The organism is Bradyrhizobium sp. G127 (genome assembly GCF_021502575.1).
GTDB lineage: Bacteria > Pseudomonadota > Alphaproteobacteria > Rhizobiales > Xanthobacteraceae > Afipia.
The window spans coordinates 691390-706585 of the sequence record NZ_JAKFGN010000001.1 but is presented as its reverse complement, the minus strand read 5'-3'; the positions used below and the strand labels follow the sequence as shown (position 1 = coordinate 706585).

At 63.0% G+C, this 15196-nt stretch carries 17 protein-coding genes, 1 other RNA gene and 1 pseudogene; 9 read left to right on the top strand and 10 right to left on the bottom strand.

What is annotated here, in order from left to right; all coding sequences use genetic code 11:
• Nucleotides 1-11 precede the first annotated feature (11 nt).
• On the top strand, nucleotides 12-581 hold the full coding sequence (locus LVY71_RS03365; protein ID WP_235100006.1) for a phosphorylase family protein: 570 nt from the start codon (nucleotides 12-14) through the stop codon (nucleotides 579-581).
• Between the two features lie 55 nt (nucleotides 582-636).
• On the opposite strand, the gene LVY71_RS03360 is transcribed toward LVY71_RS03365, so the two are convergent.
• The 4 genes from LVY71_RS03360 to def all read right to left on the bottom strand — a co-directional run bounded on the left by LVY71_RS03360 (nucleotide 637) and on the right by def (nucleotide 3227).
• On the bottom strand, nucleotides 637-903 hold the full coding sequence (locus LVY71_RS03360) for a GIY-YIG nuclease family protein (protein ID WP_235100005.1): 267 nt from the start codon (nucleotides 901-903) through the stop codon (nucleotides 637-639).
• A gap of 112 nt (nucleotides 904-1015) precedes the next feature.
• Nucleotides 1016-1753, bottom strand: coding sequence for a tRNA pseudouridine(38-40) synthase TruA (gene truA / locus LVY71_RS03355; protein ID WP_235098167.1), 738 nt, complete (start codon nucleotides 1751-1753; stop codon nucleotides 1016-1018).
• A complete protein-coding gene (fmt, locus tag LVY71_RS03350) occupies nucleotides 1753-2685 on the bottom strand; it encodes a methionyl-tRNA formyltransferase (protein WP_235098165.1) in 933 nt (310 codons plus the stop codon). The genes truA and fmt overlap by 1 nt, the downstream gene beginning before the upstream one ends.
• Nucleotides 2686-2711: 26 nt before the next feature.
• Nucleotides 2712-3227 carry a peptide deformylase gene (gene def, locus LVY71_RS03345; RefSeq protein ID WP_235100004.1) on the bottom strand — a complete coding sequence of 172 codons (516 nt, stop codon included), beginning with the start codon at nucleotides 3225-3227 and terminating at the stop codon, nucleotides 2712-2714.
• Nucleotides 3228-3400: 173 nt separating this feature from the next.
• Between def and LVY71_RS03340 the strand changes: the two genes are divergently transcribed.
• Together LVY71_RS03340 and LVY71_RS03335 are read left to right on the top strand one after the other, a co-directional pair.
• Nucleotides 3401-4615 (top strand): DNA recombination protein RmuC, encoded by a 1215-nt coding sequence (locus LVY71_RS03340; protein ID WP_235098163.1) that lies wholly within the window; start codon nucleotides 3401-3403, stop codon nucleotides 4613-4615.
• A gap of 95 nt (nucleotides 4616-4710) precedes the next feature.
• Nucleotides 4711-6102: an AmpG family muropeptide MFS transporter gene (locus tag LVY71_RS03335; RefSeq protein WP_235098161.1), complete on the top strand. Its 1392-nt coding sequence runs from the start codon at nucleotides 4711-4713 to the stop codon at nucleotides 6100-6102.
• On the opposite strand, the gene LVY71_RS03330 is transcribed toward LVY71_RS03335, so the two are convergent.
• From LVY71_RS03330 to ffs, 5 genes and pseudogenes are all read right to left on the bottom strand, one after another.
• Nucleotides 6071-6499, bottom strand: coding sequence for a hypothetical protein (locus LVY71_RS03330; RefSeq protein ID WP_235098159.1), 429 nt, complete (start codon nucleotides 6497-6499; stop codon nucleotides 6071-6073). The two genes, LVY71_RS03335 and LVY71_RS03330, sit on opposite strands and share 32 nt — an antisense overlap.
• Before the next feature lie 22 nt (nucleotides 6500-6521).
• A complete protein-coding gene (gene recR, locus LVY71_RS03325; RefSeq protein WP_235098157.1) occupies nucleotides 6522-7127 on the bottom strand; it encodes a recombination mediator RecR in 606 nt (201 codons plus the stop codon).
• A 35-nt stretch (nucleotides 7128-7162) separates the two neighbouring features.
• Nucleotides 7163-7489 (bottom strand): annotated as a pseudogene (locus LVY71_RS03320) (YbaB/EbfC family nucleoid-associated protein); the annotation flags it as partial.
• A gap of 17 nt (nucleotides 7490-7506) precedes the next feature.
• Nucleotides 7507-9381, bottom strand: a complete 1875-nt coding sequence (locus tag LVY71_RS03315; RefSeq protein WP_235098154.1) for a DNA polymerase III subunit gamma/tau — start codon at nucleotides 9379-9381, stop codon at nucleotides 7507-7509.
• A gap of 45 nt (nucleotides 9382-9426) precedes the next feature.
• Nucleotides 9427-9523: signal recognition particle sRNA small type (gene ffs, locus LVY71_RS03310), an RNA gene on the bottom strand.
• 180 nt (nucleotides 9524-9703) lie between these two features.
• On the opposite strand from ffs, the gene LVY71_RS03305 reads away from it, so the two are divergent.
• The 6 genes from LVY71_RS03305 (at nucleotide 9704) to LVY71_RS03280 (ending at nucleotide 14712) form a co-directional block, all read left to right on the top strand.
• A complete protein-coding gene (locus LVY71_RS03305; RefSeq protein WP_235098151.1) occupies nucleotides 9704-10117 on the top strand; it encodes an HIT domain-containing protein in 414 nt (137 codons plus the stop codon).
• A gap of 22 nt (nucleotides 10118-10139) precedes the next feature.
• Entirely contained in the window at nucleotides 10140-11078 is a 939-nt protein-coding gene (gene nudC / locus LVY71_RS03300) for an NAD(+) diphosphatase (RefSeq protein WP_235098150.1), read from the top strand.
• Nucleotides 11079-11172: 94 nt separating this feature from the next.
• The gene (locus LVY71_RS03295) at nucleotides 11173-12120 is read left to right on the top strand and encodes a sugar kinase (RefSeq protein WP_235098148.1); all 948 of its coding nucleotides are present in this window, start codon (nucleotides 11173-11175) and stop codon (nucleotides 12118-12120) included.
• Nucleotides 12121-12212: 92 nt separating this feature from the next.
• Nucleotides 12213-12722, top strand: a complete 510-nt coding sequence (locus LVY71_RS03290) for an Lrp/AsnC family transcriptional regulator (protein ID WP_235098146.1) — start codon at nucleotides 12213-12215, stop codon at nucleotides 12720-12722.
• A gap of 230 nt (nucleotides 12723-12952) precedes the next feature.
• On the top strand, nucleotides 12953-13249 hold the full coding sequence (locus tag LVY71_RS03285; protein ID WP_349629883.1) for a hypothetical protein: 297 nt from the start codon (nucleotides 12953-12955) through the stop codon (nucleotides 13247-13249).
• Nucleotides 13246-14712 carry a methyl-accepting chemotaxis protein gene (locus LVY71_RS03280; RefSeq protein WP_235098141.1) on the top strand — a complete coding sequence of 489 codons (1467 nt, stop codon included), beginning with the start codon at nucleotides 13246-13248 and terminating at the stop codon, nucleotides 14710-14712. Before LVY71_RS03285 ends, LVY71_RS03280 begins: the two co-directional genes overlap by 4 nt.
• Here LVY71_RS03280 and LVY71_RS03275 read toward each other — a convergent pair whose 3' ends face one another.
• Nucleotides 14713-15186 carry a lysozyme inhibitor LprI family protein gene (locus tag LVY71_RS03275; protein WP_235098139.1) on the bottom strand — a complete coding sequence of 158 codons (474 nt, stop codon included), beginning with the start codon at nucleotides 15184-15186 and terminating at the stop codon, nucleotides 14713-14715.
• Nucleotides 15187-15196 lie beyond the last annotated feature (10 nt).

The following is a 15196-nucleotide window of genomic DNA, read 5'->3' as shown; positions in this document are numbered from 1 at the left end:
GCGGTCCGGACATGAGCGGCCACATCGTCATTCTCACCGCTATCGATACGGAACTGAACAAGGCGCGCGCACCGGACGGCGTGGAAGTAATCTACACCGGGGTCGGCAAGGTGAATGCGGCAAGCATCGCCACGCTTGCTGTCATGGCGCTGCAACCGAAACTCGTCATCAACTACGGTACCGCCGGCAAGATCGCGCACATTCACAATGGTCTCGTGGAAGTCGCCGACGTTGTTCAGCGCGACATGGCAGCGATGCCGCTGGCGCCGCGCGGGCGCACGCCGTTCTCACCGGAACTGGACCGGCTGTCGTCCGGCTTCGGCAATGTCGTCTGCGGCACCGGCGACAGTTTCGTCACCGCGACCGATCCGTGGCTGGTGGAGAACAGCATCGACATCGTCGATATGGAGCTGTTTGCGATTGCCCATGTCTGCCAGCGTCACGGCGTGCCGTGGCGCGCGTTCAAGTTCATCACCGACGCAGCCGACGACAACGCCGCCGATCACTGGAACGAGAATGTCGCCAACGGCGAGGATCTGTTCTGGGATGTGTTGAAGACGGTGAAGAGCATCCGATTGTGAATGGGATTGGCAGCAAAGACCGTCATGGCCGGGCTTGTCCCGGCCATCCACGTTCTTAAACTATCGATTCATACAGATCATTCCATTCCGGATTTTCAGCGAGAACCAATCTGACTTTCCATTTCCGCGACCAGTGCTTCATATTGTGCTCGCGCTGAATAGCAGTTTGGATGTCCTCATATTGTTCAAAATAAACGAGACGCTTAATTCCATATTGCTTTGTAAAGCCTGCAACCAAGCCAGACCGGTGTTCATAAACACGACGAATGAGATCGCTTGTAACACCGACATATAATATGCCGTTCGGCGCGCTTGCCAGTATGTAAACCTAGCCTCCAGCCATATGCGAATGATAAAGGACGTGGATGGCCGGGACAAGCCCGGCCATGACGGGAGTAACCGTTGCAGTGTGAGATCCAACGAACTTTGGGGTCTCAATACTCCACCCTCACCAGATACAGCCCGCCCGGCGGCGCGACGGGACCGCAGGCGGTGCGGTCGCGGGCTTCCAGCGCGCGGCGCATGCCGTCTGCATTCCAGCGGCCGTGACCGACCCACACCAGCGAGCCGACCATCGAGCGGACCTGGCTGTGCAAAAACGACCGCGCCGAGGTGGCGATATTCACATCGTCGCCGTCGCGCACGACGTCCAGCGTATCCAGCGTTTTCTCCGGCGACTTCGCCTGACACTCGGTATCGCGAAATGTCGTGAAGTCGTGTTTGCCGATCAGCACCTGCGCTGCTTCGTTCATAGCCGTTACATCGAGCGGGCGCGCGACGCGCCAGGCGTGGCCGACGTTGAGCGCCAGATTGGCGCGGCGGTTGGCGATCCGGTAAATGTAGTGCCGTTTGGTCGCGGAAAAGCGCGCATCGAAGGTCTCCGGCACGATCTCCGCCGACAGCACACCGATGGGATGCGGCCGCAAGTGCGCATTTAGCGCGTCTCGCACGCGATCCGCCTTGTAGTCTTTCGTAAGATTGATATGGGCCACCTGCCCCAGCGCATGCACCCCGGCATCGGTCCGGCCGGCGCCATTGACGCGCACAGCGTCGCCCGTCATCGCCTTCACCGCGGCCTCCAGCGCACCCTGCACCGACGGTCCGTTGTCCTGATATTGCCAGCCGCAGAACGGCGCGCCGTCATATTCGATGATGAGCTTGTAGCGCGGCATCAACTCACCCGCAGCGGCGGCTTGAGCGGTGTCCCGTTCAGGAAAGCATCGGCCTTCATCGGCGGCTTACCGGCGCGCTGCAATTCGAGAATGCGGATCGCGCCGCCGCCGCAGGCCATCGACAATCTGTCGTCCAGCACATCGCCGGGCGCGCCCGAACCTTTCGTCGGTTCACAGCGCAGAACCTTGATCCGCACCGGTTCGCCATCGAGGACGATCTCAAACCACGCGCCGGGAAACGGCGACAAGCCGTGGATATGCCGCAGCACCTCTCGCGCCGGCTTGCTCCAGTCGATGCGCGCTTCGGCCTTGTCGATTTTGGCGGCGTAGGTGACGCCCTGCTCGCCCTGCTTCGTCAGTTGCAGACCGCCGCGCGACAGTCCACCCATCGCCCGCACCATCAAATCCGCACCGAGCGGAGCCAGGGCGTCGTGCAGGTCTTGGGCTGTCATCGTATCGGTAATCGGCAGGCGTTCGGCCATCGCGACATCGCCGGTGTCGAGGCCGGCATCCATCCTCATCACCATGACACCGCTCTCGGCATCGCCTGCCATGATGGCGCGCTGGATCGGCGCCGCGCCACGCCAGCGCGGCAGCAACGACGCATGAAGATTGAAACAGCCGAGCGGCACCGCTTCGAGAATGTTCTGCGGCAGGATCATGCCGTAAGCGACGACCACGGCGGCGTCGGCATTGTGCGATCGAAACTCCGCTTCGGCTTCCGGCGTCCTGAGTGTCTTCGGCGTCAGCACCGGGATGCCGAGTTGCCGCGCCGCCTGCTCCACCGGCGTCGGCTGCAATTTCATCCCGCGCCCGGCCGGCTTCGGCGCGCGCGTATACACCGCCGCGATCTCGTGGCCATGGTCCGCGAGCGCGAGCAGCGTCGGCACCGCAAACTCCGGCGTGCCCATGAAGATCAGACGAAGCGGCATGTCGAAATCGCTTTCGGCGACGGAATTTATTTCGCCGCGAGCCGGGCGGCCTTGGTGAACTTCTTCATCACGCGGTCGCGCTTGAGCTTGGACAGGTAATCGACGAACAGCACGCCGTTAAGATGATCGATCTCGTGCTGGATGCAGGTGGCGTAAAGCCCCTCGGCATCCTCCTCGTGGACCTTGCCGTGAATGTCGGTGAAGCGCACGCGCACCTGCGCCGGGCGCTCGACTTCCTCGTAATATTCCGGGATCGACAGGCAGCCTTCCTCGTAGACCGACAACTCTTCTGAGACCGACAGAATCTCCGGATTGACGAAGATGCGCGGATTGGTCTCGCCTTCCTTCTTCGACAGATCCATCGTGATCAGCCGCACCGGTTGCGCAACCTGGATCGCGGCGAGGCCGATGCCCGGCGCCTTGTACATGGTCTCGAGCATGTCATCGGCCAGCGCACGGATGTCCGCCGTGATCTTCTCGATGGGTTTGGAGATCAGCCGGAGCTGCGTGTCCGGCAGAATGATGATGTCGCGAATGGCCATGCTGCGCGATGTAATGGGAGCGCCCGCTGCGGTCAAACCTCTTGTCACGCCAATCGCTTGGGCAGCCTCGCGGGGCCGTTAACCTGCGATTAACCATAGAAATCAATGATTTGTTAACCCTAAATGTTCCCCCTTCGTTCGCGTTTGGCCGCGAATCGGGTTACAAGGGCGGCATGAATGAGATTCTTTTCATCGTCGGCGATGTGCCGGTTCGCGTGGGCCTCGCCCTGATCTGTTTCGGCGCGCTGGCGCTGCTGCTGCTATTGACCATCGCCATCGTCATCGCGCGCTCCGGCCGCAAGGGCGCCGAGGCTGCGATGGCGCAGGCGTTGCGCGCGGACGAACTCGAGGAACGTCTGAGCGAAGTGCTGCGCATCCAGAACGAAGCGGCAGGCCGGGTCCACGAAATGGGGCAAGCGCTTGTCGGTCGGCAGGCGGAGATGTCGCGCGCCGTCAATGAGCGGCTGGATTCCGTCAGTCAAAAAGTCGGGCAATCGATGGAGCATACCACCCGTAGCACGGTGGCCAGCCTGAGCGCGCTGCACGAACGTCTCGGCATCATCGACAACGCCCACAAGAATCTCACCGATCTCACCTCACAGGTCACCACCCTGCGCGACGTGCTCGCTAACAAGCAGTCGCGCGGCGCGTTCGGGCAGGCGCGGATGGAAGCCATCGTGCAGGACGGCATGCCGAAGGGCTCCTACGCGTTCCAGCACACGCTCTCCACCGGCAAACGGCCGGACTGCGTGGTGTTCCTTCCTGACCAGCGGCCGCTGTGCATCGACGCAAAGTTTCCGCTGGAGGCGGTGACCGCGCTGCGCGACGCGCGCAGCGACGAGGAGAAGAAATACGCCACCCAGCGGTTGCGGCAGGACGTGATGAAGCACGTCACCGACATCGCCGACAAATACCTGATCCCCGGCGAGACGCAGGACACCGCGCTGATGTTCGTACCGTCGGAGTCGGTCTACGCGGAAATCCACGACGGTTTCGACGACGTGATCCAGAAGGCCTACCGCGCCCGCGTGGTGCTGGTGTCGCCGTCGCTGCTGATGCTGGCCATCCAGGTGATGCAGCAGATTTTGAAAGACGCGCGGATGCGCGACGCCGCCGACCAGATCCGCACCGAGGTCATCAGCATGTCGGACGATCTCGCACGGCTGCGCGAGCGCGTGCTGAAGCTGCAAAAGGACTTTGGCAACGTCAACGAGGACGTGCGGCAGATTCTGATTTCCGCCGACAAGATCGAGAAGCGCGCCGGCCGCATCGAGGAATTGGATTTCAGCACCGCCAGCGAGCCGGCCGAGACACCGCGTCCCGTCGCGCCAAACGGCAGTGACCTGTTTCCGACACATCCCCTCCGCAAGCTGCAGGCGGGGGAGTAATTTCCGGAGCGCTCCTTCCGCCTCGCTCCGTGCTTTTTCACTCTCCCCGTTTACGGGGAGAGGGAGAAGTCGCTCGAATCTGCTAACACCCCTCCATGACAGCACCCGAAATCGTCAAACCGTCCGAAGCCCCTCCCCGCGCCACATGGCGCGAGGCGATGGCGGTCTATCTTCAGCCGCGGGTGCTGATCGTGCTGTTCCTCGGCTTCTCCTCCGGGTTGCCGCTCGCATTGTCCGGCTCGACGCTCTTGGTGTGGATGCGCGAGTCCGGCGTCGACCTCGGCACCATCGGCCTGTTCGCGCTGGTCGGCACCCCCTACACCCTGAAGTTTCTCTGGGCGCCGCTTATCGATGCGCTGCATGTGCCGCTGCTGTCGAAACTCCTTGGCCGTCGTCGCGGCTGGCTGGTGTTCGCGCAACTGCTGCTGATCGGGGCGATCCTGCTGCTGGCGCTGACCGATCCGGCCAAGTCACCGTTCTATGTGGCGCTCGGCGCGTTGCTGGTGGCGACTGCCTCGGCGACGCAGGACACCGTGGTCGATGCCTTCCGCGTCGAGAGCCTGCCGGAAAGCGAACAGGCCGCTGGCATGGCATCCTATGTCGCCGCCTATCGCATCGGCATGCTGATCTCGACAGCGGGCGCGCTGTTTCTGGTCAGCGCCTTCGAGGCGACCGGCCTTGCAAAATCATCCGCCTGGATGTGGGGCTATGCCGCCATGGCGGGCATGGTGCTGATCGGCATGATCGCGGCGCTGGCCGCCACCGAACCCGAGCAATCGCGCCGCGCCGAAGAAGCCACCAGTGGCGCGAGCGCCATGACGCGTATTACGACCGCAGCCGTCGGCGCCTTCACCGAGTTCCTTACCCGCAAGGACGTCTGGGCGGTGCTCGCCTTCGTGGTGCTGTTCAAGTTCACCGACTCGTTTTCCGGCACCATGACGGCGCCGTTCGTGATCGATCTCGGGTTCACGCGCAACGACTATGCCGCCATCGTCAAGGGCGTCGGCCTGGCCGCGACGCTGATTGGCGGATTCGCCGGCGGCTTTCTGGCACGGGCGTGGTCGCTCGAAGCCTGCCTGTGGGTCGGCGGGATCTTGCAGGCCATCTCGAATCTCGCGTTTGCGTGGCTCGCCTTTGTCGGACTGAACCAGTGGGCACTGGCGCTGGCGATCACGGTGGAGAATTTCACCAGCGCGATCGGCACGGTGATCTTCGTTGCCTATCTCTCATCGCTATGCCAGAGCCCGCTGCACACTGCGACCCAGTATGCGCTGCTGGCCGCGCTCTCCGCCGTGGGCCGAACCTATCTGTCGGCGGGCGCAGGTTATGTCGCGCAGGCTACCGGCTGGCCACTCTTCTTTGCGCTCAGCGTGCTGGTTGCGATACCGAGCCTGATCCTGCTGGCATGGCTGCAGCGGCGCGGGCATTTTGAAGCGCTGAGACAGACAGCGCCTCTCAATGCTTCGTCAGCACGCTCCACTTCGTGACGATGGCGTCGCTGAACTGTCCGGCCGACTGCGCGCAAGACAATTCATCTGCTTTCAGCGCGACGCTCTTGCCGATATAGGGCTTCAGCGCTGCCGCCTCCGCGTCGCTGTTGGCGACGATCTGGAATGTTTCCGGCCCGGTTTCGAGATTGCACAGGCCTGACGGCGGCGGAAGCTGACGCGGCTCGCTGGTCAATTGATAGGTAATGACGCGCTTCTTCTTCGGTCCTGACCGCAGCGCGGTCAGTTCTCCCGACAACACCCCGCCATTGGTGATCGGCTTCGCCTTCTTCTGCTGCGCGAAGGCGTCGAACGACGGCAAAGAGGCGAGACAACATCCGGCAACGAGAATCACTGCGGACTTCGTCAGCGCGGGTTTCAATCGACGCGAGATCATGCGGTTTCCATTTCAGTGAGTATCAGAACAGAGTCCGCTGCCGCATGGCAGCCGATAGCGTTCCTTCGTCGAGATAGTCAAGCTCTCCGCCCACCGGCACGCCGTGTGCGAGCCGTGTGACCTTGACGTTGGCGTCCTGTAACAGGTCGGTGATGTAATGCGCGGTGGTCTGGCCATCGACCGTTGCATTCAGCGCCAGGATGATTTCGGTGACGCGCGGATCGTGCGCGCGCTGAACCAGCGCATCGATTGTGAGATCCTGGGGACCGACGCCGTCGAGCGGCGACAGCGTTGCGCCGAGCACGTGATAGAAGCCGTTGGTGGCATGGGCGCGTTCCAGAGCCCAGAGATCGGCGACATCCGCGACAACAACGATGATCGACGGATCGCGCCGGGTATCGGTGCAGACCGTGCAGGGATTCTGCGTGTCGATATTGCCGCAGGTGGTGCACACCTGAATTTTATCGATTGCCACCTGCAACGCCGCGGACAGCGGCGTCATCAGCGCCTCGCGCTTCTTGATCAGGTGCAGCGCGGCGCGGCGCGCCGAGCGCGGGCCAAGACCGGGCAGCCGCGCCAGCAACTGGATCAGACGTTCGATTTCGGGACCGGCGACGGACGATACCATTCAGGGCATTTTCATCTTGATGGTGCAGCGAGTTTCTAGCCGAAACCCAGCCCCGGAGGCAGGCCAAGTCCGCCGGTCAGCCCCTGCATTTTCTCCTGCATCGCGGCTTCGGCCTTGCGGCGTGCGTCGTTCAGCGCTGTCACCAGCAGGTCTTCGAGAATCTCGGCTTCGTCCGCCTTGATCAGCGACGGGTCGATTTTCACCGCCTTGACTTCGCCCTTGGCGGTCATGCGCACGGTGACAAGGCCGCCGCCGGACAGGCCTTCGACCTCGACCGTATCGAGTTCGTCCTGCAAAGCCTTCATCTTGGACTGAAGCTCCGCCGCCTTTTTCATCATGCCGAGAAAGTCAGCCATGAACGGTCCCTTGTCGAATTGAGTTAAAGATCGTCGTCTTCTTCCGCCGCAGCCACCGGCCCGGCATCGTCGGCTCCCAAAGCAGCGTCCGGCGCGATGCGCCGTACGTCCACCACCTGCGCACCAGGAAAGCGCGACATCACCGCCTGCACGCGCGGATCGGCGTGGACGCCGTCGGTGAGTTTTACCTTCGCGGCCTGCGCCTGGGCGCGCAGCGTCGGCTGGCCCGCATCGTTGGAGACGACAACCGCCCAGCGCCGGCCCGTCCATTGCTCGAGCTTGCGCGACAGATCCTGGATCATCGAGCGCGCGGCGCTGCGTTCCAGCGCGATTTCGAGCTTGCCGTCCTCCATGCGAACGAGACGCACGTCGGCTTCCAGCGCACTCTTGATCTGGAGATCCCGCTTCTCGCCCGCCAGCGCCACAAGCTCGGCAAACGTGTTCAACCGCCTTACGGGCGCTGCTTCAACAGGAGCGGGCGCGGGCGTATTCATCTGCGGGCGCGGCGACGTATCAAGCGCCGGCCGCGCGCTGGACCCGACCGCGCGCAACTGCGAACCCTCATCGCCACCGGACAACAGCGACGCGGAGGTACCGCGCGGCGCGCCGTTGCCGCCGTTGTTACCGCCGAGCGCAGGCGACATACCGCCGCCCTGCTCGATCATTCTGATGGCTTCGTCCGGCGTCGGCAGATCGGCGACATAGGCGATTCGGACCAGCACCATTTCGGCGGCGGCCTGCGGCCGCGTCGCCGACTGCACCTCGGCGATGCCCTTGAGCAGCATCTGCCACATCCGCGACAGCACCCGCATCGACAGCTTGGCCGCGAAATCTCGGCCGCGCGTGCGCTCGGTCTCGCCCAGTGCCAGATTGTCCGCCGTCGCCGGCACAACTTTCACGCGGGTCACGAAGTTCACGAACTCGGCGAGATCGCTCAGCACCACAACCGGATCGGCACCGGTATCGTATTGATCGCGAAACTCCTTGAACGCCGCCGCGATGTCGCCGCTGGCGAGCGAGGCGAACAGGTCGATGACGCGGCTGCGGTCGGCGAGACCCAGCATCTGCCGCACATCCTCGGCGCGGACCGCGCCGGCCGCATGCGCAATCGCCTGATCGAGGAGGGAGAGCGAATCCCGCACCGAACCTTCGGCGGCGCGTGCGATCAGCCCGAGCGCTTCGGGCTCCGCTTCAACGCCTTCCTTGCCGGAAATATTCGCCAGATGCGCCATCAGCACATCGGCATCGACGCGCCTGAGATCGAAGCGCTGGCATCGCGACAGCACGGTGACCGGAACCTTGCGGATTTCAGTGGTGGCGAACACGAACTTGGCGTGCTCCGGCGGCTCTTCCAGCGTCTTCAGGAAGGCGTTGAACGCCTTCTCCGAGAGCATGTGAACCTCGTCGATGATGTAGACCTTGTACCTTGCACTCGATGGCGCATAGCGCACGCCATCCGTGATCTGGCGCACATCGTCGATGCCGGTATGCGACGCCGCGTCCATCTCCAGAATGTCGATGTGCCGGCTCTCCATGATCGCCTGGCAGTGCACGCCCATCTTCGGCATGTGGATGGTCGGCCCCTTCACCGAGCCATCGGGCAATTCGTAGTTCAGCGCGCGAGCGAGAATGCGCGCGGTGGTGGTTTTGCCGACGCCGCGGACGCCGGTGAGAATCCAGGCCTGTGGCACGCGTCCGGTCTCGAACGAATTCGAGATGGTGCGGACCATCGCCTCCTGGCCGATCAGATCGTCGAAGGTCGAGGGACGGTATTTGCGCGCGAGCACGCGATAGCCGGGCGGAGAGCCACCCGCCGCCGCCGCAGGTCCCGGCGCTCCGCCGAGTGCGAAACCGGGCTGATCGTTCGGGGTCGCGCCGGCAATGTCAGCATCGGTCATCAATCGATCCGCGATTGAACACGCTGTGCGCGCGAAAAAAGAGAGGTAGGAGACTGACGAGCGACCCGATCCGGACCTCGTTAGGGCTGCTTCCTTCCGGACCTGACCCGGTTGGCGAGTGGCTCGTCCACCGCCAATCTCCCGGTCCCTATTTGGGGCCAAAAGCGCCGGAAAGCAAGCGCGCGGCGCAGGCATGTTCCGCCCGTTATTGCCTTCCGGGGAAACCCTTGGCTACGGTCGCCACAGGGCTTATTCCGGGCATCACGGGCGTTGTTCGCAGGCCCCCTCCCTGCGAAGCTGCCGAAAGTATCCGAGAACCCTCATGTCCGCATGGTCGCTGAATCCACAGCTTGAAAAAGACACCATCAATATCGGCGACCTGCCGCTGTCGCGTGTGCTGGTCATCAAGGACGCGAATTACCCGTGGCTGCTGCTGGTCCCGCGCCGGCCGGATGCGGTCGAGATCATCGACCTGAACGAGATCGAGCAGGCGCAACTCACCACCGAGATCAACCGCGTCGCGCGCGCGCTGAAAGAGGTCACCGGAGCCCACAAGCTGAACATCGCCGCATTGGGCAACGTCGTGCCCCAACTGCATGTTCATATTATCGCACGCCGGACCACCGACGCGGCATGGCCGCGCCCGGTTTGGGGCGTCGTGCCCGCCCTCCCTCACGACCCACAGGAGGTCGAGGCATTCATCGGCGCCCTGCGCCGCAAGATCTGGCTAAGCTGATTTCCCACAGAGTTGAAAATCAATGACAACAGAAAATCCATTTCCCCTTGGACAACCGGGCTTCGTATCCCATCCCATCGACCGCGCGGCGCATATCCGCACCGACGCCGATAAACTGTTCGCGCTGGAAAGCCACCGCAATGCGCGGGCCTATGTCATACATCGCGATTCGCTGCTGGTGACGCAGGGCGCGGACGGCCCGCGCGCGCTGCTGACGCTGGATGAAGCGCGAAAATTCGGCGCCAATCCCGGCACCATCTTCCTCGGTCTTCATGAGGGCGCGCCGATCTTTGGCATGGGCATCAGCGCCACCGCCGCCGAAGACCTGATGGGCCGCAAGGATGTCGGCGTGGAGAATCTGCGCGCGGTCGCCGCCAGCGGCGCTGTGCCGGCGCGCGAACTTTCAACCATCGCCATGGCGAAGTCGCTGGTGAGCTGGCATCAGCGCCACGGCTTCTGCGCCAATTGCGGCGTCCGCACCGCGATGGCCGACGGCGGCTGGAAGCGCGTGTGCCCAAGCTGCAAGACAGAGCATTTTCCGCGCACCGATCCCGTAGTCATCATGCTGGTGACGGCGGGCGATAAATGTCTGATGGGACGCCAGTCGCAATTTCCGCCGACCATGTGGTCATGTCTCGCCGGCTTCGTCGAAGCGGCGGAAACGATCGAGAGCGCTGTCCAGCGCGAAATTCTCGAAGAGGCCGGCATCCAATGCACCGACGTACGTTACTACATGACGCAGCCGTGGCCCTATCCGTCATCGCTGATGATCGGCTGCATCGCGCGCGCCACCACCACCGACATCACCGTGGACAAAAACGAACTCGAAGACGCGCGCTGGTTCAGCCGTGATGAAGCCGTGGCGATGCTGGCGAGGCAGCATCCAGAAGGCCTGACAGGCCCTCATCCGGTCGCAATCGCGCATCACCTTCTGGCCAACTGGATCGCGCAAACCGCGTGAGATTCCGCGCGGTTTCCATAAAATGGGAACCGCATCGCGTTTCATCGATTGTCCGGTCATCGCGAAATGACCCCTCGGGCGAGGCGCAGCGTCAATGAACATCCACCACCCTAAGAAAACCACGCCGCGAATTCTCTGCATCGGCATGCCGGTGCGTGATCTGATCTTTCGCGTGCCGGAGGTTCCTGCGCGCGGACATAAGGAATATGCCAGCGAGTTCATTGAAGTCGCGGGCGGCAATTCGCCCAACGCCGCCATTTCGATTTCACGTCTCGGTGGGCGCGTACTGCTCACAGGCCCGATCGGCGGCGCGTTGGCGGCGAGCAACGCCGCCATCATCGACCAATTCAGAAATGAAGGCATCGACACCAGCGGCCTTGTTATTGTCGACGATGTGGTCACGCCGATCTCCAGTGTGCTGATTGATCCGAGCGGTGAGCGCACCATTGCCACTTTCCGAGATCCGAAGCTGTGGACCGTGACCCTGCCGCCATCCGACACCCTGCTCGCAGACTGCGACGCTATTCTGATCGAAAGCCGCTGCGCTGAATTCGGGACCGATGTGTGCGCAGAAGCGAAGCGCCGCGGCATTCCCGTCGTCATCGACGGGGACCGGATCATGTCGATGCGTGAAGGGCTTTTGCAGGTTGCCTCACACATCGTCTTTTCAGCGGAGGCGCTGCACGCCACAGCCGGCGAGAGCGACGATGTGACCGCGCTGCGCAAACTGGCACAAGTGACTCCCGCCTTTCTCGGCGTCACGTCCGGCGCAAGGGGCGTGGAATGGCTGAACAAAAACGGCGAGCCGAAACACATGCCGGCCTTCCCGGTCCACACTGTGGACACGCTGGGAGCCGGCGACGCTTTCCACGGCGCGTTCACCCTGGCGGTCGCCGAGGGGCAGCCACTTGAGGATGCAATGCGGTTTGCCTCCGCCACCGCCGCCTTGAAATGCACCCGCTTCGGAGGTGCCTTTGCTTCCCCGCAACGCGCTGAAGTCGATGCCCTTCTGGCCTCCGGCCCGGTCGCCGCAACGATATAGAGACGATCTAAAGGCGCAGATTTGGGCTTGTCATAGAATGATTTTCTATATATGAGGATATCAACCCTCAATTATGGAAGAAAGTTCTTCTAATGTCTGACCTTGCTGTAGCAATTCTTGATGCTCCGCGCCGTCTTGACGCGATAGATCGCAAGATTTTGACCGTTTTGCAGGATGACGCCTCCCTGTCGGTTGCTGAAATCGGCGACCGCGTCGGCCTGTCCTCGACGCCGTGCTGGAAGCGCATCCAGCGCATGGAGGCCGAAGGCATCATCCTGCGCCGCGTGGCGCTGGTCGACCAGAACAAGATCGGCCTCGGCATCACAGTGTTCGTTTCCGTCGAAAGTGGTGACCATTCCGATGTCTGGCTGAAGAAATTCGCCGAGGCCGTCAGCGCCATGCCCGAGGTGATGGAGTTCTACCGCATGGCAGGTGACGTCGATTACATGCTGCGCGTGGTCGTCGCCGACATGCAGAGTTATGACATTTTCTACAAAAAACTCATCAGCGCGGTGGCGCTGAAGAACGTGACCTCGCGCTTTGCGATGGAGAAGATCAAGTCGGTGACGGCGCTGCCGGTCCCCGCTCTCACCGCAGCCTGAAGGTCTTGATTTCATAACCCGGATCATCCGGCCGGCAACGCACCCTGAATAAGGTGCGTTGCCGGTCGCTTTGCGTCGATGCACCCGCGTCGCCGCAGCGCAGCACAAGCCGTGTGTCCAAATTTACCCGAAGTTAGCTTTACCTCCGTATTTTACCGGCAATGCAGTCCACGCCGGAATCCTCTGCGAATAGCCGGTCCGCCTGGTTGCAGGCCGGGTCTTTGCTGCTCGTGAGTTCGGTGGTGATCGCGGCGCTCTCGATGCAGGCCCGCTCCGGCGCGGACACCGTTGCGGCGATCTTTCCGCCGTGGTGGAGCGCACAGCAGGCCATGCTGGCAACGGCGGCGGCGGGAGCCTCGGTCGTTCGTACCGGCGCCATTCCGGCGATCATGATCGTGCAACCCGCTCAGAATGGCGGGCTTGCAAAACTGCGCGCCGCCGGCGCCTGGTTCGCGCTGGACCCGCAGGCTGTCGCGGCGTGTTTTTCGAATTCAACCACGACCAGATCAGAAGGATCGGGTGCATGACCAAGGCCACGGACCTGCAAGCGCTCCGCGAAACCGCCAGCAAGGCCCTCATCTCCCTGCTCTGGCTTCATGTCCCGATCTCGGTCGCCATCGGCCTCTTTCGCGGCACGGAGTGGATGATGCCAGCGGTGGTGATGGCTGTGCTGGCCTGCGCGGCGACATGGTCATGGATGACTTCGGGCAGCACGCTGGCGACACGGCTGATCGTGGCCGTGGCGCTGATGGGCGACGTCTCGCTGCTTGTCTATCAGATGGCGGGCCATCCGTGGCAGCCGGACATGCATATGTACTTCTTCGCGGCGCTGGCGACCCTCGTCGCCTATTGCGATTATCGCACCATTCTGGCGGGCACCGTCGCCGTCGCAGTCCATCATCTCGCCCTGAATTTCCTGCTTCCAGCGGCGCTCTATCCCGGCGGCAGCGATTTCGGCCGCGTCGTTCTTCACGCCAGCATTCTCATTCTCGAGACCGGTGTGCTGGTCTGGATCGTGATCGAACTCACCCAGTTGTTCGACGTCACGGCCAGCAAGACCGAGGAAGCCGAGGCGGCGCGGGCGGCAGCGGAACAGGCCAGCGCCGAACGCAGCCGGGCCGAAGCGCAGGCAAGCGTGCAACGCGGCACCGCGCGGCGGGATCTCGCGGCCACGTTCGAACGTAACGTTGGACGCATCGTCAGCGAAGTCGCCGAAGCGGCCAAGGAAGTGCACCAGACCTCGGAAGCGATCAGTGGCAGCGCCGAGCAGACCGCGCAACGGACGGCCTCCGCTGCTGCGGCATCAGCGCAGGCCTCGCAGAATGTCGAGACCGTGGCCTCGGCCACCGAGGAACTGACGGCGTCGATCGGCGAGATCGGCAGTCAGGTCGCCCGCTCCTCGGAAATCGCCGGCAAGGCGGCCGAGGAAGCCCGCAAGACCAACAGCGTCATCGAGGGGCTGGCCTCCGGGACGCAGAAGATCGGCGAAGTCGTCACACTGATCCAGACCATCGCCAGCCAGACCAATCTTCTGGCACTGAACGCAACCATCGAGGCCGCGCGCGCCGGCGAACACGGCCGGGGATTCGCCGTGGTGGCCAGCGAAGTGAAGGCGCTCGCCACCCAGACGGCAAAGGCGACCGAAGACATCTCCGCGCAGATCGGCGATATCCAGTCCGCCACCGTCGAGGCCGTCAGCGCGATCCAGGCCATCGGCGCGACCATTACGGAGATCAACGAGATTTCCAACGCCATCTCCGCCGCCGTCGAGCAGCAGAACGCGGCGACGCGGGAAATCGCGGGCAATGTCCAGCAGGCCGCGAGCGGCAGCAGGGACGTCGATCAGAACATCGCCGGCGTCAACGCAGCGTCGCAGGAGGCCGGACAGGCCGTCACGCAACTGCTGCACGCCGCCAGCGGCCTGTCGTCCCAGTCGGAACGGCTGCAGGCCGAAGTCGAAGGTTTTCTGGCCTCGATCCGCGCCGCGTGATTATTTCCGCTGCGCAAGATCGTCGGCAAAGCCCTTGAGAAAGATTGCGCGCCGCGCGGTCTCGCGGTTCATGCAGTTCGCGATCATGGGATTGGCCATCGAGCCGTCGAAATAATCCATATAGAAATTGCACGTCAGATCGCGCGAGGCGATCCACGCGCGCTGCGTCTCGCGCAGCTTGGCTTGTTGTTCGGGCTCAAGGCCTTTGATGAGCGTCTGAAACGACGCGTTCAGTACCTTGTCCCATTGCTGCTGTTCGTCGTTGAGACACGCGATCAGGCCGGAGTCCCTCTTTGCGCCTTCCTCCGGCCCGATGCAGGGGTTGGACGTCACACCGATGCACAGATCGGTATTCGGCCCGGCCTTCGATTTTGCAAGGCAGGCCTCGACCGTCGGCTTCGCGCGCGGGGTCTGCGCCTGCGCGGCGGAGAAGCCTGAAATCAGGATCGCAACAAGTGCTATCGCCGATTTCATCGCCGTCTCC